The sequence below is a fragment of the Paraburkholderia susongensis genome (genome assembly GCF_900177725.1).
GTDB classification, from domain to species: Bacteria; Pseudomonadota; Gammaproteobacteria; order Burkholderiales; family Burkholderiaceae; genus Paraburkholderia; species Paraburkholderia susongensis.
This window is the reverse complement of sequence record NZ_FXAT01000001.1, coordinates 367,965-386,643: the sequence shown is the minus strand read 5'-3', so window position 1 is coordinate 386,643 and position 18,679 is coordinate 367,965. Positions and strand designations below refer to the sequence as shown.

Annotated in this window: 29 protein-coding genes and 1 tRNA gene; 18 read left to right on the top strand and 12 right to left on the bottom strand. The window is 60.6% G+C overall.

The window, feature by feature from the left end:
* Positions 1-214: 214 nt before the first annotated feature.
* The 3 genes from B9Z01_RS01800 to B9Z01_RS01790 all read left to right on the top strand — a co-directional run bounded on the left by B9Z01_RS01800 (position 215) and on the right by B9Z01_RS01790 (position 3,144).
* Entirely contained in the window at positions 215-1,465 is a 1,251-nt protein-coding gene (locus B9Z01_RS01800; protein WP_085480547.1) for an aspartate kinase, read from the top strand.
* A 178-nt stretch (positions 1,466-1,643) separates the two neighbouring features.
* A tRNA-Ser gene (locus tag B9Z01_RS01795) sits at positions 1,644-1,737 on the top strand.
* 150 nt (positions 1,738-1,887) lie between these two features.
* Positions 1,888-3,144 carry a tyrosine-type recombinase/integrase gene (locus B9Z01_RS01790; protein WP_085480546.1) on the top strand — a complete coding sequence of 419 codons (1,257 nt, stop codon included), beginning with the start codon at positions 1,888-1,890 and terminating at the stop codon, positions 3,142-3,144.
* Here B9Z01_RS01790 and B9Z01_RS01785 read toward each other — a convergent pair.
* From B9Z01_RS01785 to B9Z01_RS34600, 5 genes are all read right to left on the bottom strand, one after another.
* The gene (locus tag B9Z01_RS01785; protein WP_085480545.1) at positions 3,113-3,328 is read right to left on the bottom strand and encodes a helix-turn-helix transcriptional regulator; all 216 of its coding nucleotides are present in this window, start codon (positions 3,326-3,328) and stop codon (positions 3,113-3,115) included. The genes B9Z01_RS01790 and B9Z01_RS01785 overlap by 32 nt on opposite strands.
* Before the next feature lie 58 nt (positions 3,329-3,386).
* On the bottom strand, positions 3,387-3,641 hold the full coding sequence (locus B9Z01_RS01780; RefSeq protein ID WP_085480544.1) for a hypothetical protein: 255 nt from the start codon (positions 3,639-3,641) through the stop codon (positions 3,387-3,389).
* Positions 3,642-3,877: 236 nt separating this feature from the next.
* On the bottom strand, positions 3,878-4,198 hold the full coding sequence (locus B9Z01_RS01770; protein WP_085480542.1) for a hypothetical protein: 321 nt from the start codon (positions 4,196-4,198) through the stop codon (positions 3,878-3,880).
* 121 nt (positions 4,199-4,319) lie between these two features.
* A complete protein-coding gene (locus B9Z01_RS01765) occupies positions 4,320-4,553 on the bottom strand; it encodes a DUF7446 family protein (protein ID WP_085480541.1) in 234 nt (77 codons plus the stop codon).
* Positions 4,554-4,555: 2 nt separating this feature from the next.
* Positions 4,556-4,810 carry a hypothetical protein gene (locus B9Z01_RS34600; protein WP_143808775.1) on the bottom strand — a complete coding sequence of 85 codons (255 nt, stop codon included), beginning with the start codon at positions 4,808-4,810 and terminating at the stop codon, positions 4,556-4,558.
* Between the two features lie 25 nt (positions 4,811-4,835).
* Between B9Z01_RS34600 and B9Z01_RS34595 the strand changes: the two genes are divergently transcribed.
* Both B9Z01_RS34595 and B9Z01_RS34590 read left to right on the top strand, forming a co-directional pair.
* A complete protein-coding gene (locus B9Z01_RS34595) occupies positions 4,836-5,093 on the top strand; it encodes a hypothetical protein (protein WP_143808773.1) in 258 nt (85 codons plus the stop codon).
* Between the two features lie 117 nt (positions 5,094-5,210).
* Positions 5,211-5,528 carry a hypothetical protein gene (locus B9Z01_RS34590; RefSeq protein WP_143808771.1) on the top strand — a complete coding sequence of 106 codons (318 nt, stop codon included), beginning with the start codon at positions 5,211-5,213 and terminating at the stop codon, positions 5,526-5,528.
* A gap of 4 nt (positions 5,529-5,532) precedes the next feature.
* Here the strand turns inward: B9Z01_RS34590 and B9Z01_RS01755 are convergent, their stop codons facing one another.
* From B9Z01_RS01755 to B9Z01_RS01740, 4 genes are read right to left on the bottom strand one after another with little or no spacing between them, the layout of a single operon-like run.
* Positions 5,533-6,273 carry a hypothetical protein gene (locus tag B9Z01_RS01755; protein WP_143808769.1) on the bottom strand — a complete coding sequence of 247 codons (741 nt, stop codon included), beginning with the start codon at positions 6,271-6,273 and terminating at the stop codon, positions 5,533-5,535.
* Entirely contained in the window at positions 6,270-6,890 is a 621-nt protein-coding gene (locus B9Z01_RS01750; RefSeq protein WP_085480538.1) for a hypothetical protein, read from the bottom strand. Before B9Z01_RS01750 ends, B9Z01_RS01755 begins: the two co-directional genes overlap by 4 nt.
* Before the next feature lie 35 nt (positions 6,891-6,925).
* Positions 6,926-8,338, bottom strand: coding sequence for a hypothetical protein (locus B9Z01_RS01745; protein WP_085480537.1), 1,413 nt, complete (start codon positions 8,336-8,338; stop codon positions 6,926-6,928).
* Positions 8,335-8,772, bottom strand: a complete 438-nt coding sequence (locus B9Z01_RS01740; protein ID WP_085480536.1) for a hypothetical protein — start codon at positions 8,770-8,772, stop codon at positions 8,335-8,337. Before B9Z01_RS01740 ends, B9Z01_RS01745 begins: the two co-directional genes overlap by 4 nt.
* A gap of 167 nt (positions 8,773-8,939) precedes the next feature.
* Here B9Z01_RS01740 and B9Z01_RS01735 point away from each other — a divergent pair, with 167 nt between their 5' ends.
* The 4 genes from B9Z01_RS01735 to B9Z01_RS01720 are packed head-to-tail and all read left to right on the top strand — an operon-like array spanning position 8,940 to position 9,919.
* On the top strand, positions 8,940-9,215 hold the full coding sequence (locus B9Z01_RS01735; RefSeq protein WP_085480535.1) for a YlcI/YnfO family protein: 276 nt from the start codon (positions 8,940-8,942) through the stop codon (positions 9,213-9,215).
* A complete protein-coding gene (locus B9Z01_RS01730) occupies positions 9,212-9,520 on the top strand; it encodes a type II toxin-antitoxin system RelE/ParE family toxin (protein WP_085480534.1) in 309 nt (102 codons plus the stop codon). The genes B9Z01_RS01735 and B9Z01_RS01730 overlap by 4 nt, the downstream gene beginning before the upstream one ends.
* Entirely contained in the window at positions 9,507-9,686 is a 180-nt protein-coding gene (locus B9Z01_RS01725; protein ID WP_085480533.1) for a BrnA antitoxin family protein, read from the top strand. Before B9Z01_RS01730 ends, B9Z01_RS01725 begins: the two co-directional genes overlap by 14 nt.
* Entirely contained in the window at positions 9,683-9,919 is a 237-nt protein-coding gene (locus tag B9Z01_RS01720) for a hypothetical protein (protein ID WP_085480532.1), read from the top strand. Before B9Z01_RS01725 ends, B9Z01_RS01720 begins: the two co-directional genes overlap by 4 nt.
* A gap of 17 nt (positions 9,920-9,936) precedes the next feature.
* On the opposite strand, the gene B9Z01_RS01715 is transcribed toward B9Z01_RS01720, so the two are convergent.
* From B9Z01_RS01715 to B9Z01_RS01705, 3 genes are all read right to left on the bottom strand, one after another.
* Complete coding sequence (locus B9Z01_RS01715) at positions 9,937-10,227, bottom strand: hypothetical protein (RefSeq protein ID WP_085480531.1); 291 nt, start codon at positions 10,225-10,227, stop codon at positions 9,937-9,939.
* A 164-nt stretch (positions 10,228-10,391) separates the two neighbouring features.
* On the bottom strand, positions 10,392-10,769 hold the full coding sequence (locus tag B9Z01_RS01710) for an Ltp family lipoprotein (RefSeq protein WP_085480530.1): 378 nt from the start codon (positions 10,767-10,769) through the stop codon (positions 10,392-10,394).
* Positions 10,770-10,920: 151 nt separating this feature from the next.
* Positions 10,921-11,394 (bottom strand): helix-turn-helix domain-containing protein, encoded by a 474-nt coding sequence (locus B9Z01_RS01705; protein WP_085480529.1) that lies wholly within the window; start codon positions 11,392-11,394, stop codon positions 10,921-10,923.
* Here B9Z01_RS01705 and B9Z01_RS01700 point away from each other — a divergent pair.
* From B9Z01_RS01700 to B9Z01_RS01655, 9 genes are all read left to right on the top strand, one after another.
* Positions 11,285-11,650: a transcriptional regulator gene (locus B9Z01_RS01700; protein ID WP_338047346.1), complete on the top strand. Its 366-nt coding sequence runs from the start codon at positions 11,285-11,287 to the stop codon at positions 11,648-11,650. The genes B9Z01_RS01705 and B9Z01_RS01700 overlap by 110 nt on opposite strands.
* The gene (locus B9Z01_RS01695) at positions 11,647-11,970 is read left to right on the top strand and encodes a CII family transcriptional regulator (RefSeq protein ID WP_085480527.1); all 324 of its coding nucleotides are present in this window, start codon (positions 11,647-11,649) and stop codon (positions 11,968-11,970) included. Before B9Z01_RS01700 ends, B9Z01_RS01695 begins: the two co-directional genes overlap by 4 nt.
* Before the next feature lie 510 nt (positions 11,971-12,480).
* A complete protein-coding gene (locus tag B9Z01_RS01690) occupies positions 12,481-12,702 on the top strand; it encodes a hypothetical protein (protein WP_143808767.1) in 222 nt (73 codons plus the stop codon).
* Positions 12,692-13,213, top strand: a complete 522-nt coding sequence (locus B9Z01_RS01685; RefSeq protein WP_085480525.1) for a DUF1643 domain-containing protein — start codon at positions 12,692-12,694, stop codon at positions 13,211-13,213. The genes B9Z01_RS01690 and B9Z01_RS01685 overlap by 11 nt, the downstream gene beginning before the upstream one ends.
* Entirely contained in the window at positions 13,210-13,482 is a 273-nt protein-coding gene (locus B9Z01_RS01680; protein WP_085480524.1) for a hypothetical protein, read from the top strand. Before B9Z01_RS01685 ends, B9Z01_RS01680 begins: the two co-directional genes overlap by 4 nt.
* Complete coding sequence (locus B9Z01_RS01675; RefSeq protein WP_085480523.1) at positions 13,469-16,222, top strand: VapE domain-containing protein; 2,754 nt, start codon at positions 13,469-13,471, stop codon at positions 16,220-16,222. Before B9Z01_RS01680 ends, B9Z01_RS01675 begins: the two co-directional genes overlap by 14 nt.
* Before the next feature lie 255 nt (positions 16,223-16,477).
* Positions 16,478-17,206 (top strand): hypothetical protein, encoded by a 729-nt coding sequence (locus tag B9Z01_RS01665; protein ID WP_085480521.1) that lies wholly within the window; start codon positions 16,478-16,480, stop codon positions 17,204-17,206.
* Positions 17,207-17,690: 484 nt separating this feature from the next.
* Complete coding sequence (locus B9Z01_RS01660; protein WP_420814639.1) at positions 17,691-18,032, top strand: HNH endonuclease; 342 nt, start codon at positions 17,691-17,693, stop codon at positions 18,030-18,032.
* Positions 18,033-18,176: 144 nt separating this feature from the next.
* Positions 18,177-18,671, top strand: a complete 495-nt coding sequence (locus tag B9Z01_RS01655) for a P27 family phage terminase small subunit (protein WP_244195901.1) — start codon at positions 18,177-18,179, stop codon at positions 18,669-18,671.
* Positions 18,672-18,679: the final 8 nt, after the last annotated feature.

Here is an 18,679-nt window from a genome sequence, read left to right as displayed (position 1 = left end):
GCTGCCGGTTTGCGAGCGTGATCCGTCGTTACCGTCCATTTCCGATCAGCCACTAGCGATCTCATTCCCGGGCAAATCCGCGCGTGCTGCACGCGCGCTGCATCTACGCCGCCACACACACTTTGCCGCCGTTCACGAGACGTTGCGCCCCTGTGCTTTTTGTGCGGTCGTCTCCAGCGCGCCAGCGCGGTTTCTCTTCCAGTTCAGAACGACAATGGCACTCATCGTACATAAATACGGCGGCACCTCGATGGGCTCGGTCGAGCGCATCAAGAACGTCGCCAGGCGCGTCGCGAAATGGCACAAGGCCGGCCACAAGATGGTCGTCGTGCCGTCGGCAATGTCCGGCGAAACCAACCGCTTGCTCGGCCTCGCGAAAGAAATCACAGGCGAGGCGAGCCCGCGCGAACTCGACATGATCGCCGCCACGGGCGAGCAGGTCAGCTCGGGTCTGCTCGCCATCGCGCTGCAGGAAGCCGGCGTCGACGCGGTCAGCTACGCAGGCTGGCAGGTGCCGGTCAAAACCGATAGCGCGTTCACGAAAGCGCGCATCAGCGAGATCGACGGCGAGCGCGTCACGCGCGACCTCGAAGCGGGCAAGGTGGTGGTGATCACCGGCTTCCAGGGCATCGATCCCGAAGGCAACATCACGACGCTCGGCCGCGGCGGCTCGGACACGTCGGCGGTCGCGGTCGCGGCTGCGCTGAAGGCCGACGAGTGCCTGATCTACACCGACGTCGACGGCGTGTATACGACCGATCCGCGCGTGGTCGAAGAAGCGCGCCGGCTCGATCGCGTGACGTTCGAAGAAATGCTGGAAATGGCCAGCCTGGGTTCGAAGGTGCTGCAGATCCGCTCGGTGGAATTCGCCGGCAAATATCAGGTGAAGACACGCGTGCTGTCGAGTCTGACCGATCCGCTGATGCCGCTCGACGCTGAAATGAAGTCGGGCACCCTGATTACTTTTGAAGAAGACGAGACCATGGAAAAAGCAGTCATCTCGGGCATCGCGTTTCAGCGCGACGAAGCTCGTATCGCCGTGATGGGTGTACCCGACAAGCCGGGCATCGCGTATCAGATTCTCGGCCCGGTGGCGGACGCGAATATCGACGTCGACATGATCATCCAGAACCAGAGCGTCGACGGCAAGACGGCGTTCACGTTCACGGTCGGCCGTGGTGACTATCAGCGCGCGATCGACATCCTCACCAACCAGGTGAAGGCGCACGTGCAGGCCGAGCAGGTGCTGGGCGATCCGAAGGTGTCGAAGGTGTCGGTGGTCGGCGTGGGCATGCGCTCGCACGTCGGCATCGCGAGCAAGATGTTCCGCACGCTGTCGGAAGAGGGCATCAACATCCAGATGATCTCGACCTCCGAAATCAAGATTTCTGTGCTGATCGACGAAAAATATATGGAGCTCGCCGTGCGCGCGCTGCATAAGGCGTTCGAACTGGATCAGGCATAAATTGCGGGAATAGCGGGGCGCGGAAGCGCCCCGTTTGTTTTGCGCCGCCGGTGTGAATAAATTGTGTCGTTCACACCGGGGTTGGCACAAAAAATGTCCGCCGGACATTGACCTTCTCGGCTCAGCCCGCTATCATCTTGGCTTCGTCGCACTGACTCCCTGTGCGACAGAAAGTTTGGGAGACGTGGCCGAGAGGTCGAAGGCACTCCCCTGCTAAGGGAGCATCTGGGCCAAAACCTGGATCGAGGGTTCGAATCCCTCCGTCTCCGCCAGTAGGCGATTCAGCGGCATCCTCCGGGACGCTGCGGGAAACCCCCAAAGCCTCAGAACACCGGGACTTTGGGGGTATTTCTTTTCTTGCTCCGTCCCATTCCATCTCTCACAATCCGCCTATCAGGTGTGGGTAAAAGTGAGGGTAAGAAATGGCGACAACACAGTCGAGGCAGCTTCACCGGCTGACTGCGCTCAAACTCGGAAAACTGGTTGATCCCGGCTATTACGCTGATGGTGGCAACCTCTATTTCCAGATCTCGCCGACCGGCTCCCGCACCTGGATTTTCCGATTCAAACTGATGGGGCGCCCTCGCGAGATGGGCCTCGGATCATTGTCAAACGTGTCGCTTGCTGCAGCTCGCGAGGAAGCCGCCCGGTGTCGTGGCCTGCTCAAAGACAAGATCGATCCTATTCGCGCGCGCGACGAGGCGCGGCGCAAGGTGGCTATCGAGGGTGCCCGGCAATTCCGGACGGCGGCCACCGAGTTCATTGAGAGTACGCAGGCGAGCTGGAAGAACAGCAAGCACTCCGACCAGTGGACAAACACCCTCACGACTTACGCCTATCCGGTCATCGGCGACACGGACGTGCGCGATGTCGATACGGCCATGCTCGTGCGCATCCTGCAGCCGATCTGGGTTGCGAAGCGTGAGACGGCGAGTCGCGTGCGCGGCCGGATTGAGACGATTCTCGACGCTGAGAAAGCGCTCGGCCATCGCGAGGGCGACAACCCGGCACGGTGGCGTGGACACCTCGACAAGATCCTCCCGAAACGCAAAAAGGCCGTGAAGCACCATCCGGCCATGCCGTGGGCCGACCTGCCAGATTTCATTCCGCAAATCGTGGCGAAGCAGGCGGAAGGTGCCCGCTCGGCCTGGGCACTCCATCTGCTCATTCTGTGTGCTTCCCGAACGAACGAGATCCAGTTCGCACGGCCCGAAGAGTTCAACCTGAAGGCGAAGGTGTGGACGATCCCGGCGGAGCGCATGAAGATGGGCGTTTCGCATCGCGTGCCGTTGTGCGACAAGGCATGCGAGATCATTGAAAAAATGCTGTCGGGATCGAAGTGGGGTTACCTGTTCCCGGGCGACAAAAAGGGGCGTCCGCTATCGAATATGGCAATGCTCGAACTACTGCGCGGCATGGGTTATCCGGAATACACCGTGCACGGTTTTCGCTCGACGTTCCAGGACTGGGCCGAGGAGGGCGCCGAGTATTCCGACGTGCTCGTCGACAAGGCGCTCGCTCACAAGGTCGTAAATAAGGCACGGCGCGCATACCAGCGTGGGGACATGCTCGAGCGGCGCCGCAAGATGATGGAGCACTGGGCTCAATATTGCGCCGGCGAGTACAACACCGCGACGATCCTGCCGTTCACGTCTCCTCAGGGGCTGGCTGCGGGCTAGTGTCCGGAAGTGGCTTGCCGGCCTTCGCTGCGAGCCACTCGTCGATGTCGCTCTCGATCCAGGCATTCCGGTTTGGCAGTATCTGGAAGGGCTTCGGGAATTTTCCCTCGGCGATCAGGCGGTAAATTGTCGATCGACCCAGATCAACCTTGCTAGTCAATTTGTCAATTCCGATAGAATTCATTCTCCCGTCTCCTGGCCTCACAGGCGATCGTGGTTAATCTCAATGATCGTGCGGATGCTCATTGCTTTGGCTCTTGCAAAGTCACTTTGCCTTGTTCCTCGAGCAGGCCGCTCGCGTGCGCCATGCCCTCGTAGTACGCCATGCAGATCACAACCCAGAGCGGATTGCGCGAGAGGTTGTGTTGGGCCGACGGGCCACACAGCTGCCACAGGCCATTCCAGTCCTCGCGCGTGAGGCGCGGCTTGCTAAAGTCGCGGACCGGCACAAGAGGTATGGGGCAAGGCCCGATCTGGACCATCGAATTGCGGCTCATAGCTCATCTCCTACCGATTGCGCGTACACGCGCCGCACACTCGCGCGTGAGTGTGTCCCACAGGCTCCCGGGGATCCATTCGCGACCCTTGCGGCAATGATCGGCTACAGCCGCTGCAGCTTCCTCAAGCGTGACGGCTTGTGCATCAAGCCAGGCAATCTGCCACGTGAACCAGTCGACGTTGATAGCGCGCGCACGCTGTTCCTCGAAGCCGGCTCGCATTGCGTCATATCCGTTCATGGCTTATCCCGTGCATCAAGCGCTGCCGTCAGCCGCGGATGCAGTTCGAGATAGTCGAGTTCCGGGTCGATGACGTTGTTGGCGACGAGCGTCTGAAACCCCCAGACCACGCGAAAGATACCGCCGGGCGAGCGCTCGACGCAGTCCATCACGCACTCGTAAAAGAGCTTCAGGTGCGTCTCGCGGTCCGGGTCGAAAAACGTCTCGTCCTCGCTGTCAGCAACGTCGGGCATGTAGCCTCTGTCGACGTTACCCAGGATGGCAACCAGCTCGAGTGCGGCCTCGATGTCGTCTGCATCGGCGCGGGCCATTTTCATGTTGCATGCTCCAGATTTCAGAGTTATCCGATAGGCACCGTGGGACACGAGGCCTACGATGCAATCTGCCTTAGCCGCGTTCCCCCGCGGTGTTCAGCCTTGCCGAGTGCAGGGCTTTTTTTCATGAGGCTGCTGCGGGCGCGTCTTCGTTGGCGAGGGCGCGGATCTCGATCTCATACATCGGTCTGCCGTCTACGGTTACTTCGTGTGTTCCGCCAACGCCGACGAATTCGATAATCGCCTTGATGCAATCACTGGTCACATCCTGACCGCCGCCAATAAATGAATCGCCGGCTTTGTTCGGGCGCCCCGCTTTGATGCGTCGGTGGAGTGCCATGCATGCGACGCGGACCATTGCTAACCACCGCTGGCTGGTTGCGCGGTGGCCATGGCTTCATCAATGGCAGCGTCTAGACGCTCGCGGCTTGGGCAATCTGTACCGAGTCGAACAACGTATTGACCACCGGCCACCACAAATAACGTCGCCTCGTTCCAATGCTGTTCTCGTAACCACCGATACCGCGCCGCGTCGCGCGCGTCATCCGTCAACGCCGCCCCGGCTTGTGGGGACGCAACGCGGGCCTCGCGATCTACTGTAATCTTGCTATCCATGTCTTGACTTCCCTGGGAGAAGCAAATGGCAAATCCATTCGGTTGGCTGTTCGTGCGTGATGGCAATGATGTTCTTTTCAACATGGCATATGGCAACAAGGCTGTTCAGGTACGCGTGACGCATGAGGCACTTTGCGACGCTCTTGGGTCCAGTGGATCCATGAGCGGTGACGAAGACGCGATCATCAACAACAGAGACCAAATCTTTAAGATCGCGCTTGCGAAAGCGAATGCTGGCGAAGGTCCCCCGATCGTGATTCGTCGGGCCGACTTGGCCGCGTGACGACCTTGGTCGTTCATCGTTTCCGCTTGTGCGGTAGTGAGGCCGTCGTCGCTTCGTCGAGCTGGGTAGGGTTACCGGTCATGCTAGGATTCCTCACAAGTTCGAAAGGAGCTTGCCATGGCAGATTTCCAAACGATTGAAGAGATCGAGGCATGGATCGCCAAAAACGGTGAGAAAGCCTTCAATGACAACATCGATCTCGGGAACTTTGCAGGTCGTAGGCTGGAAAATGCTCGTGCATATCGAGATCGCGAAAACGAACGGCGCGCCTCCGACACCCTTGAGCGGCAGGCAGTAGCAGCTGAGGGAGCGGCGGCCGCCGCTGCTGAGCAAACGGTAATCAATAAGAATGCTCTGACGATTTCGAAGTGGGCGCTTGCGGTAGCGGTGTTCGCATTATTTGTATCGATCTTTGTTCCAATATTCAGGAAATAGCTGTTCATCCTACTTCCCCCTGATCCCCGGCAGGCGAAGCTGGAGCGGCACGGTCGATGCGCTCGATTTCTGCGATGATCAGTGCGGCGGCCTTCACGAGATTGTGGCGTGGCGTCGTCGGCTTCCACCATTCCACGTCCCACGGCCACATGTCTGGCGGTTCGGCAGGCGGATAGCTCTCGGTGTCGGCGGCCGCATAGCAGGCCGCTGCGAGTGCCATTTCCCCATCTTGATGCCGGTCGTCATGCTCCAGTGTGCAGCCTTCCTCAGACACTTGCCTGCGACGCTCTGCAAGCACAGCACGCTCGGCCGCGCTCAAGCTTTGCACAGGGTTATCCACGTTTTCTGTGGATAAGGTGGTCGTTGCGGTGGCAACGGTTTTGCCGTCAGGTAGCACGAAGGGTTTGGGACCCCAGATGCTCTCGGACCACAGGGGCATGCGCTCTGCGGAGAAACGCTGCTCGAGCAAGACATAGCGTTCGCCGTACAAGCGGCGTGCATCCATCACGGTCGTCCGGGCTGAGTCATATACCTTGCCTATCCTGATGAGTTCGCTTAGCCCTATCTGGAGGACATCCAGTTCGGCTGTGCGGAAGATCATCATCGGAAACGGTGCAGGGCCGCGTGCCGCAGCCGTCTGTTCATCCCACACACCTTCAGACACGCACCAACTGCAATAGCCGTTGCGCTCGGGCACGTCGTCGTAATAGGTGTGCCCGCAACCAGGGCAGCGCTCTGTTGTCATCGTGTGCCTCCCTCACTTGAAAACACGAACGCCCCCGCGCGCTCGATCAGTTCGTAGACGTCCGGCGCGTCGCGGCGCGTGACGCAGGCCATCGAGCAAAGTGACTTTGTGGCAGCAAGCAGCTGCGTGATGAGTGCGCAGGCCTCGGCATTCGTGCGCACCGTGTCGTGCACGCCCTGGACGATGTCGTCGAGCGTGGTGCCACAATCGGGCAGGCCAAGGGCGGCACGCATCGTTGCGAGTGCAGGCCCGGATCCGGGCTCTTCCGACGATGCGGCGGTCGCGGTAAACCACGGCCGCGAGGCCTGCGTCATGACGCTGCGCAGATAGTGCTGCCACCATGCGTCGTCGGCCGGCGTGAGCCGACGGTCCTCGCGTACCACACAGGCCACGGCGTCCGCGTGAATCGCGCGGAGCTCCACGTCCGAAGGCGGCGTCGCGTGCGCGTCGAACGTGCGCCGCACGGCGTCCCACAGAGCGCACGCTGCCTGATCGAAGTCGACATCCGGGCCGAGTTCGACGCTGCCGTCACTGCCTAGCGTGACGACGGGTGCTGCAGGGCCAGTCGCAAAAAACGAAACCTTGACTGCTGGAGGCTGACTGATCACAACGGTCATGACGAGTACTCCCTGCTGTGGTTCGTGAGCGGGATCTAGCCCACGTCGGATGATTCAGCCGATTGCGCAATACGTGCGTGATCCGGCAAATCGGCGAGCGGTAGGAGAGCTGCGTGCACGCTCTGAATTGTCTTCATATCGAGCAAGGCGAATCCGTCGTCGTGCAGGACAGCTTGCAGCGCGCGCCAAAGTGACTTTGCCTGCTCGCCGGTGATCTTCGGCGTCGCGTCGGTCGCGTGAGCCTTGGGAGACGCAACAGTCGCGGACGGTGAGCGCATGCGTTCGCCGGCGTAGCAAAGCATCACGGCGTCGAGCACGTATTTTTCCCCGCGTACTTGCACCACCTGGCCGCGATATGAACCGCGCTCATGTGCGCCTGCCTCGACAGCACGGTCAAGCTGGCTGCCGATGAAAGTCGAGCCCTTCCAGTCGTCAATGGGACATAAGCTCCAGCACTCTCCCTCGTGATACGAGTGATCGTGGAGGCCGCCCACACATACCCAAAGTCGATCACCATGGGTGAATGGCTTGACGACCGCGATCGAGGTGCCAGCATTCGCAATGACGTCCGCGCAGTAGGATGGGTACCAGATGTTTTCAGCGAGCTGCACGCGCGGCATGTCGTGGCGAAAGCCCGGAGAAAACAGGGCGTCTGGAGACTTTGCCGGAGTGACTATCGTGTCCGCTTCGGCTTTGTTTGGCTTGCCCTTGCGCTGGGGCTCAGGGGGCTCCAGATCCTTGCGGGTCACGCGGGTTCGGCCGGCGCTCCTGGCATCTGACGCAGCTTTCCCGATGCGCTCGAGCGCCTTTTCTGGACCGTGCTTGCGGATCTGTTCGATCGCGGCGGTGGAGGCTACGGTGTTGGTATGCACAAGCTCACGCAGCTCCGGTGGCGCACCGGCGAGCAGCAGGACGTCGCGCACCGTCTGCTCGGTGATGTTCAGGCGCGACCGTATGGTCTGCATGTCGATGCCGTACGCGTCGCGCAGCTCGATGATCTTCGCGCCGAGCTCGAGCGGTGTCGTGCTGCGGCTGGCGTTGCCCGTCAGACCGCCGAAGATGAGATTGGGGTGTGAGACTTTTTCCGCGGCGATGATGATTACCGGGATCAGACCGAGGTCGACACCAGCCTGAATCGCGAGGCCCGCGCCGTGGTAGCGGTGCTGGCCCTGCCAGATGTAGATGCGATCCTCGTCGTTGACCTTGCGCACGAAGCCACCCAACGGCTGGTTCTTGTCGAAGCCGTTGACTTTGATCAGCTCGCCAAGGTGTTTCGCCCACTCGATGTCAAGCGGGCGCACGTTGTCGCGCTGATTCCAGTGCAGCTGGTCGTACGGGATCATCCACAGATCGGAGGACTTGCCGCCGGCTGCACGAACGGCGGCCTTGGTGTTGCCGGTGACGATGGGTTCCTCGAGCTCGAGGGGAAGCGTCGGGTTACGGGTCATTGCGTCTCTCCGCGACGGGTGAGCGTGGTGACGAGTTCGATCAGCCGCAGCGTTGCTTCGGCATGGCGGCCAACGGCGCGCACCTGTTCGTGCAGTGTGGCGATGAGGTCCTTGAGCTGGTCACACTGAGGGAAGGCCGGCGCCTGCTCGATGGCGTCGCTTACGTCGGCGAGGGTGACGTCGTAACCGTCGTATCCAGTCAGATCGACGTGCTTTGCGCCGTTGAGCCAGAAGCCGCCCTCGGAGGCAGAGAGTGGTTGCGCGTACTTGACGATGTCTGCCCGCAAAAGCATCTGCAGCTTGTCATTGACCTCGTCTGGATCGAATTTGCCCAGCGCCTCACAGATGCCGTCGAACATCATCGGACGGTCGGCGCCGGCGAACAGGGCGATCAGGTCTTTGAGGGCGGGGGAGAGGGTGGCTGAGGTTGTCATTCGGCACCGAAAAGGCAAATTGTCGAATCGATGATAGATAAACTAACGTAAAATCGCAAGAAAAACTATCTATTTGGATAGAATAGCTATCTTCGAAGGAACGCGTGGATTTCACGCAGTCCGGTTGTATGCGACAATGCGCTACAAATGCGATGCAGGAGATTTCAATGAAAACCTCAGCCTTTCCATCGGTGCGCGTCGAACCTGAGTTGCGCGAGGCGGCCGAGAATGTGCTGCTGGAGGGGGAGACCCTGTCCGGCTTCGTGGAGCAGTCGATTCGCGAAAACATCGAGCGCCGTGTCAGCCAGCGCGACTTCATCGCACGGGGCATAGCGTCGCGCGACGAGGCTCGTCGCACCGGTCAATATGTCTCGTCAGCTGAAATGCTGAGCCGCCTGCAGGGCCACCTCGATGCGCTGAAGAAACGGAAGCAGGGCAATTGAGCGCATACCAGGTTCGATTGACTATTGCGGCATCCGAAGATCTGGAGCGGCTCTACACTTTCATCGTGAATCGTGACGATGCCGATGTTGGGCTGGCAGAGCGCGCACTTGCCGCGATCGCCGCGGGATTCTCGACGCTGGAAACGTCGCCTTTTACCTGCCGGAAAGTTTCGCGGTCGCCGTTCCTGCGTGAGCTCATCATTCCGTTCGGAGCATCCGGCTACGTCGCATTGTTTGAAATTGAGGGTGGCGACATGGTCACCATTCTCGCCGTAAGACATCAACGCGAAGATGACTACCACTAACGCCGAGCTGACCATACATGAGCGGCAAACCGTACCTGTTCACGTCTGCCTGGATGCGGACATTGTCGAGCGCTTCCTGAAGACCGGGCCGGACTGGGGTCGGCGTATCAATGCAGCACTGCGTGACTGGCTGAAGACGCATTCACCGCATGAGATCCAGCTATGAGCAGAAGCAAGCGCAAAACGCCAATCCGAGGAATGACCACATCGGAAAGTGAGGCGTGGGATAAGGCCAAATGGCATCGCCGACATCGGCGTGCCGAAGGGGAACGACTGAAGTCAGCGGGGGGCGAATTCGTCGCGCAGAGTCGGCATGCCCATTCGAGCACCTGGATCATGGACAAGGACGGAAAACAATACTTCGATGCGACGCGGCACCCCAAGCTGATGCGCAAGTGACGCTCGGCGGGCGTGGCTTACTTCATGAAGCCCGTCCCGCGCGGGGGCGGCTCAACCCTGCCGCTGTTCATCTGCATGGCCAGCACCATCGAGCGCAACTGTTCGTTCTCGCGTGCCATGCGTAGCGCTTCATGGTCCACGGTACATTGTGCGGTACGGTTTTCGCGGGGGATGGCGATCACGAGGTAAATGAGCGCCACGGGGAAAAATACGATCAGCCAGAAGATGAACCACAGCCAGGAGACGGGCTGGTAGGTGTGTGACGTCTGTTTCTGGCACACTGGGCAAAACTGCATGCGGGTTTTCATCGCTCTTCTCCGGTGGAAAGAGGTGTCAGTCCTGCAACTCCCCGAAATCTTCCGTCCTGAAATTCAAGCACCAGTCGCAATCCCTGCGTACAGCAATGGCCTGAATCTGGTCCTCGTGTCCGCCGGCGCAGGCTGGTTACCGCTGGCGAAACCCGGGCTCAGGTTTAGCAGGCGCCTGCCTGTTTCGCCCCATGGGTTGCTTGACTCACGGTGTATCCGTCTCCGTAGCTTGAGGAAAGTTGCTGAACGAGGCCTTTGCACGAGAAGCCCTGCATATCGAGATACTGCTTCGCGGATCTCACCGCCTGCTCGTTCCAATCAATGTTCAGGCTGTCCACTGCTGCCGTAGCGTCGGCAATCTTGTAGCCATCCCCGGCATCCGATGAGAGTTGTCGAATAAGTCCGTTCCGTGAGAACGCATGAACTCTGAGATACTGCTTCGCGGATCTAACGGCATTTTTCTGAGGGCCAGTCAAATCTCCTGCCCACGAAGGTGCGGCACCCAGCACCGCGGCAATCACTGCTATTTTCAAAAGATTCATCGAAATATCTCCTGAATCAATCCAGCCAGTGTTTTTCTTCGATGTGCTTGCGGATGTCAGGCGCCGCCACATCGGGCGGCTCCAGGTTACTCATGTGAACTCTTTGAGTTCCGCGGGGGGAAATGCAAAATCTTCGCGGTCGGCGGGCCTCTTATCCGGCCTTGCGGGGTTCCGCGCGACGCTCGGCTTCCCATGCCTCAACGATGTTACTTACATATCGATTGATTTTCGTTTTACTGGTATTAGGGAGTTGATCAAATCTCGCCCGTTCAATGGTGAACGGCCACGGCGTTTCCCGAAGCAATTCACCCGTAGGATTCTCGGCATCTTCAAAAAGAGCACGCGGATCTAGCCCTGACAGTCGAGCAATGATCTTGATGGTCTCGATGTTCGGCTCGTGTTTGCCAGTCTCCCAATGGGAGACGTTAGCTCGCGTTTTGCTGACGGCTTCGGCCAGTTGGTCTTGCGACCAACCTAGCGCGCGGCGAGCTGCCACAACCCATTTGTCGATTTCCATGCGGGGAGCGTATAGAAAATCTTTCACGCCCTGTGATACTTTTTCTTGCGTTATTGCGATAGAGTTTCTATCATTCCGGTTTGGATCAGTATTGACAGGATCGGACATGGAGCACCCTCTGGACCGGGCAATTCGAGCGGCAGGTATGACTGTGAAGAGCTTGGCTACCGAACTTGGTGTAACGAGGGCGGCAGTCCAGCAATGGAAGTCGGAAGGTCGCTGTGTTCCCGCTGAGCATTGCCCGAAGATCGAGCGCCTCTGCCATGGCGCTGTCCGCTGCGAGGAGTTGAACGACCGGGTCGACTGGAAATTTCTGCGTAATACGTCTATTGCCCAATCACCGGCTGAACCGGCGGCTTCATGAGCACGCTCGAAGTTTCATCGGACGCGGTTGAAAGCACCCGCATCCTCGGCGCACGCATTGAGTCCGAGATCTTGCGCGCGGTTGCTCGCGTGACGCAGGCCCATGCAGCGGAATGCATGGGCATGTCGGCGAGCACTGTGAGCCGCATGCTGGAGGAATTGCCGAAGTGGGCGCGCCTGATTGCGGCACTGGAACTCCAGCTCGCGACGGCCGACTCGATGGTCGTCGACCACACCGAACTCGCCGCGCTCGAAAGCATGGCGATGAAGTATCTCGAAACGCGGCTCCAGCAACGGATCGTCAAGGGAGGTGGGCAATGATGCTCGATCGCATTGCGCTCGGGGTGTTGAGGATCGGCAAAGCTGCAGCTGACTGAACTACTTGACGGGGCGAATGACGTGAAGAACCTTTACGCGAAGGTCGTGCTGTGGGCCATCCGACCCGCGCTCGAGCGGTGGTACAGGGAAGTCGCTCCTGAAATGTTGACGACGCGCGGCAACGATGCGCCGGCAGCAACTAGAACACTCATGCGCAATTGGTGGACGCTCGATATTCGGGGTTATCAGCCAGACGGGTCGCCAATGAAGTCGCCGCCGCCGGCAGCGAACGACGATCCCGTTGCGTCATCCGAAGAACGGCCCGCGAGGGAGTAACCCGTGCGGCAATTCCGGCGTGACATGACGTGCTGCAACCCCTGGCGTGAAGGAGTCGGGTTGCGCTGCAACCGGGGCACCCAGCTCGCCTGTGCGTCGTGCAACGTCGAGTCGCTTGCCCGCTGTCAGCCGGATGAGCTCGTGCCTTTCTTCAGGACTCTCTTTCCCGTGTTTCCCGTGAATCTGCTCGCATCGATGGCGGCGGAGCGCGGCTGTATCGACGTGTTTGTCGACGCAGCCGCACGCTTTTGCGCGGCCATTCCTACCCGCACTGAACGACGAACATTTTATGCCGTGCTCGAAGCGTGTCTTGATGCGGCGCAGTGCGAACAATTCCGACCGGCGCTGGAGGCCGAATGGTGGCGCCTGCGCGCGAAAGGGGCTACCCATGCAAGGTGATCCTCTCGTCGCGGCCACATGGAGCACGTCCCTTTGTGTCAATAGCAGTGACGGTGTGTACCGATATGTCCTGCGACGCGAGGAAGACATGCTGTGCTGGCGCCCAGATGCACTGTTCGTGATGCTCAATCCGTCGACGGCAGATGCGGATCTCGACGATCCCACTATCCGCCGTTGCCGCCGTTTCGTCCGGCTGTGGGGTTGCCGCGGGCTCGTCGTGGCGAACCTGTATGCACTGCGTTCGACCGATCCGGCCATGCTCTGGAAGGTCGATGATCCAGTTGGACCTGATAACGACTCGATACTGTTCAATCTGGCCAGGCAGTACGGCGAGGTGATCTGTGCCTGGGGTGCGAATGCACAATCTGAACGGGTCGACCGGGTGGTCGGAATGTTCCGCGAAGCCGGTGCAAAGTTACTTTGCCTAGGCACAACGCGGCGGGGAGCACCGCGTCATCCGCTCTATGTGTCGTCGTCGACGCAACTCACTGAATGGAGTCCCGACCTGTGACGCCGATTTCCTTCGCCATTTCCGCCGAGGCCTACGCGCTGCTCAAGGCAGCGGTGCGCTTCGGCCGGGCGCATGTCGAAAGCGACAAGGCCGATGCCGCGTGTGATGCCGAGCTCGACGAGGGGTATGCGCTGGACGACATCCTGATACGCACATCGGAGTTCTGGTGCGCGGAATACAACGCAAGCAGGCGGGCTTTCGTCGAAGCCTATCAAGCCTGGGCAACCGTGTTCAAGGCAGGCGGGCGGGGGGCTGATGTCGAGTCTTGACCAGATCATCGCCCAGCTACGCGAAGCGGATCATCCGGAACTCCCCGCTGGGCACCCTGTTGCAGACGGCAAGATCCATCGCTATGGACCGCGCCGGAAATACTGGTACATCCTGCGTGAGGTTGTGCGGGCGGGCGCCACGGTGGGCTATACGGGCGCCTACGGTCATTGGTCCGGCGAGGACAACGGCAAACAGTCGTTCCGCTGGGAAGGTGCGCCCTTGTCGGCGGCTGAAGTGGTCGAATCACGCCGGCGTCAGCACGAGGCCGACGAGAACGAGGCACGCAGACGTGCGATCTCTGCGCGCAATGCCGCTAACCGCGCCCGCATGCAGTGGCACGAGGCAAGAGAAGAGGGCACGTCTGCCTACCTCGAGCGCAAGCAGATCACACCTGAAGGTGTGCGCTTTGCGGCCGACGGCACGCTGCTCGTGCCGATGTTCCGGTACGACGACGGCATCCAGCTCGTCGGCCTGCAGAAGATCATGCCGGATGGGGCCAAGCGCTTTAACAAGGGTATGGAAAAGGCCGGAGCGGTGTTCATGCTCGGCGATGTTGAGCGCGGCGATCGCGTGGCGATGCTTGCCGAGGGTTATGCGACTGCACGTTCGGTGCGCATGGCGACGGCCGAACGGATCCCGGTGCTCGTATGCTTCGATGCCGGCGGGCTGCTTTACGGCGCGCGATACTTCCGCCAGCGCTATCCCGAACTGCATCTGCTTTTCTGTGCTGACGACGACTGGAAGCTCGAGGAGCGGCTGTGCGAATTCCTCGCCGAGGAGTTCGGTTTCGCAGGCGCACTCGAGCTCGGTGGTGAGCGCCGGCGCATCGAGGCGAAGAACACCTGGTACATGGTGCGCGCGCAATGGCTGCGTGACGATCGCGGTGTGGCGTACATCGAACTCACGTACGGCAATGACGTGTTGCCGGAGCGGCGCAGGCTGTTCGAGAACGCGGGCCTGAAGCGTGCCTATGAGGCCGCGGCCGAAATTGGTAACGCGAGCGTGGTGTATCCACGTTTTGCGAACCGGGAGAACCGCAAACTCACCGATTTCAATGATCTGCACTGCGAAGAGAGCCTGCAGGCGGTCGGCGTTCAGCTTGAGGCGGCGCTACTCGGGGCATTGGCCGACGAGGGCAATATGGGCATGATGCCGCCGCAAGCGCCCGTGCAGGCGGCAGCTGAAATCGATCCGCTGTACGAGCAGGCAGTGGCATTCGTGCTGCAGATACGCCGGGCTTCACCGTCGAGACTCATCAAGGAGTTCGGGATCGGGCGGCGGCAGGCCGAACGCCTGCTCGACGCAATGGAGACCGCAGGCATCGTGTCTGCACTCTCAGATACCAAAACGCGCAAGGTGCTGCACTCGGCAGAGAAAACCGCTGACGCAAAAAAAGATGAAAGTGGTCACGATCCGGATGCACCGGAAAACGCTGTCTACACGTGGCAGCAGCGACTGCGCAAGACATCAGGCGGCGCCTATAAGGCCGACATCGATAACGTCATCAGCATTCTCACCCACGAGGTGTCGTGGCAGGGTGTGCTCGGCTTCGAAGCGTTTTCGCACAAGGTCATGAAAGTGAAACCCCCTCCCTTTGAGGATGGCGAAGCCGGGGAGTGGGGCGAGGGCGACTTCGGCCGCATGCAGGACTGGTTCGGGCGAACGTTTGCGATGGTGCCGACCAAGGAGTCGATCGGGGATGCCGCGCTGATCGTCGCGCAGCGCAACCGCTACCACGTCGTGTGCGACTACCTGCGCGGGCTCGAGCACGACGGCAAGAGTCGCATCGGCACGTGGCTTATCGATTACCTCGGCGTCGAGGATACGCCCTATGCCCGGGCAGTCGGTTTCAAGTTCCTGCTCGGCGCAGTTGGTCGCGTGATGCGGCCTGGCTGCAAGATGGACAACGTGCTGATCCTTGAGGGCGAGCAGGATGCAGGCAAATCGCGCTCGCTCAAGCTGCTCTTCGGCGAGCAGTGGACCACGGACGCCGCATTGAATCTGGCGGACCCAAATACGCCTATCGTCATTGCGGGCAAGTGGCTGATCGAGATGGCCGAACTTGACGCGCTCAGCCGCGCCGATACGTCGGCCACGAAACGCTGGATCACGACTTCAACCGACACGTTCCGGCCGCCCTATGCGCGGCAAGCGATCGATGTGCCGCGACAGTCCGTTGTCGCCGGCACGGTGAACTTCGATGCGTACCTGAAGGATGAATCAGGTGGCCGCCGGTTCTGGCCGGTGAAGGTGGCGGACGTCATCGATACCGCCCGTATTGCGGCCGATCGCGATCAACTGTGGGCGGAAGCGTACAGCGTGTACTGCGAGTGGGAGCGCGAGAACGCCGAGGCAGGCGACACCCTTCCCGCACCGTGGCAGGTCGGCCGCGAGGAAAAGCCGCTTTTCGAGGTTGAACAGGAAGCGCGTTATGAAGGTGACATCTATGAGCCCATCATCGCCGCTCGCCTGAACGCGGAGACAGCGCCCAGGGTATCGGTTACCACGATCGCGCTGGACTACCTCAAGTTCGAGATATCGAAGGTGACGCGGGCCGAGCACACCCGGATTGGAAAGACCATGCGCAAGCTCGGCTGGCAGCGTTGGCGAGGCATGGTCAACGGCGTGCGCGACACCTGGTATCTGAGGCCCGGCGCTACTGCTGTCGCGCGCGCAGCGGTAGCGCGGCCATCCGGCGACAACCTTCCAGTGAGTGACGATGATGCATCGGCCCTTTGAGTTCCGATCTGTTCAGGTTGAACGCATGGCGCGCCATTCTTCGACTATGGCGCGCCGGTGGAGCGTTCGCGGCGCGCCGATTGGCGTTTTCATGGCACTCCTGACGATTGCCAACCTGCCAACCTACCATCGCGAATTCCTGACCTTTCCCGGGAGCGTCGCCGCGCGGGGGCACGCGCACGTCGCGCACGTGCGCGCAATCCGTGGCCTTTTAATGACAATGAGTTGGCATGTTGGCAGCAGGGAGATCAACCGATGAAAGATCCGAAAGAGCAGGCTGGAATCGCGATGAGTATCCGAGGCACGTTCTGCGAGAGCACCGTGGACCCAAAAGTCACTTTGGCGGCGCTCGCCTTCGCGGACTCGCTGGGCACGCTGCTGTGGCACATGAAATACGGGCAGGACGTGACAGCCCGGGTGTACGGCTGTGCTGTCGATGCGTTGTCCAATAGCGTCTGTCACCGCCGGTGGTTTGACTGGCAGCTGCTTATCGGTTCGGATGCACCATCGATAGCGATGCTGGCCCGGCGTTTCAGCGAGCGACTGATTGTCGAATGGGTCGCCGATCGGTGCGATGCCTGCGGCGGCCGTGGCGTGAAATTCGGCCATGCGCCGGCGATGACGGCGGTGGCTCGCTGTGAAGATTGCAACGGTGGCGGCCGCGTCCTCGAGCTCGAGGAGTTCATTCCGTTCTATTGCGGGCGTAACGGTCCTCGGCCTGTTCGCCATTACCGGCGATGCGATCCTTGTCTCGGGCGTGGCGTAAAGTCGCTTCGGGCGCTGGAATCGGCGACAGATGTGTGCGGGCACTGTGCCGGCAGCGGGCGCGCACCGACGGATGTTGCGAAACGGGCCGCAGCGTTGGGCGTGACAGTCGAGGTCTGTCGCCGGCACTGGGCAGGTCCGTTTCGCCAGATGCTCTTCGAGCTGGACGTGATCGACGAGACCGTTGCCAAAACCGTCCGCCTGCGCTGTGGGCGTTAAGGTAGGCGTGGAGAAAGCGGAAGCGTGTGCGATGTCGCAGGATTTGCATTCCGCTTCGCGCCGGCCTATAGTTGCTTCCGTCCCTTACCGCTGTACTGGACTTCGCTGGCACCGCGCGTTAGTCGTGCAAACCTCTCGGTGACATAAAAAGATACTAGTTGAGCCCGTTAGGTCCGTGCGGACGCGCTCGTCCCTACGAAACGTGACAATTCCCAAGCCCTGAGTGCGCAAGCCTCGGGGCTTTTGCATTTCGATACCAACCGTGAGAGCGAGCAGTGACCATGGCGGAATTGTCGGTGAACCGCCATACGAGCTCATGAACCGACTGGCCCGGTGTGCTTCGTGAGGCTGGAAATCCGGGTGAGAGGTATAGCTGAACCTCACACGCGGGCCGTGCGCAAGTGCGGCCCGCACCTATTCGAGTCCGACGAACATGCCCACGAGTCCACCGCGGCCATGCCGGCACTTCGGGTGCCCCAGGCTGGTGACAACGTCCGGTTACTGCGAGGCGCATGCCGAGGAAGGCCGCGGCTGGTCGAGCCGCAACAGGGCCTCGCGGCACAAGCGTGGTTACGACGCAGCGTGGGTGCGCAAGCGCGATCGCATCCTCGCGCGTGACTGCGGACTGTGCCAGCCATGTCTGAAGCGTGGGCGCACAACAGCTGCGACGCAGGTCGATCACATCGTGCCGAAATTTGAAGACGGTACCGATGACGACGACAACCTGCAGTCGATCTGCGACGACTGCCACGAGGTGAAGACCAAAGCCGAACGCCTTCGCGCGATGCGGCACCGTGGTCGTGCATCAAACAACGGGGGGGTATGAACGATCCGACCCCCGATCGTCGGGGACCTACCCGCTCCCCGGGCATTTTTATGGACCATTTTCGAACCAGGGGGGGTGTGAACAGCCTTCCTGTGGCGCGCTGTGCTACGGGTACTGGTTCTGAATACGTACTGGAGGCGCGCCATGGCTTCGCAATTTCCGCCAGTGGGCATCAACTTTGACGAGCTGGAGCCGGTGGACCCTGCTGCGGCTGAAAACAACGCGCTGCCGCTGCCGCCAGGTGTGCAGCTCACGTCGCGCGAGCGAGCGGTCTGGGACTACATCGTGGCGCGGCTCACCGAAGAAGGGCTGGCGCATCGCACGGCGGGTCTCGCGATCACGGTGATTGCGCGCACCTACATCGCGTGGGTCGACGCCGGCATCGAGCTCGAAAAGGTGAAAGAGAAACACAATGGCAGTTACTTCATCCGCACGCCGAAGGGTTACGAGCAGCCGCACCAGGCGTATTACACGCAACGCAACCTGAAGCAGGAGCTGCTCAGATGGCTGCCGGAATGCTGCCTGACGCTACCCTCGAGAGCGGCGGTGATGGTGAAGAAACCGGACGATCAGCAGGACGACCTGTTCGACGACCTCGTCGGACATGGCGCGCAGCACCCCGGCTCGTTGCGCAACTGACACCCAAT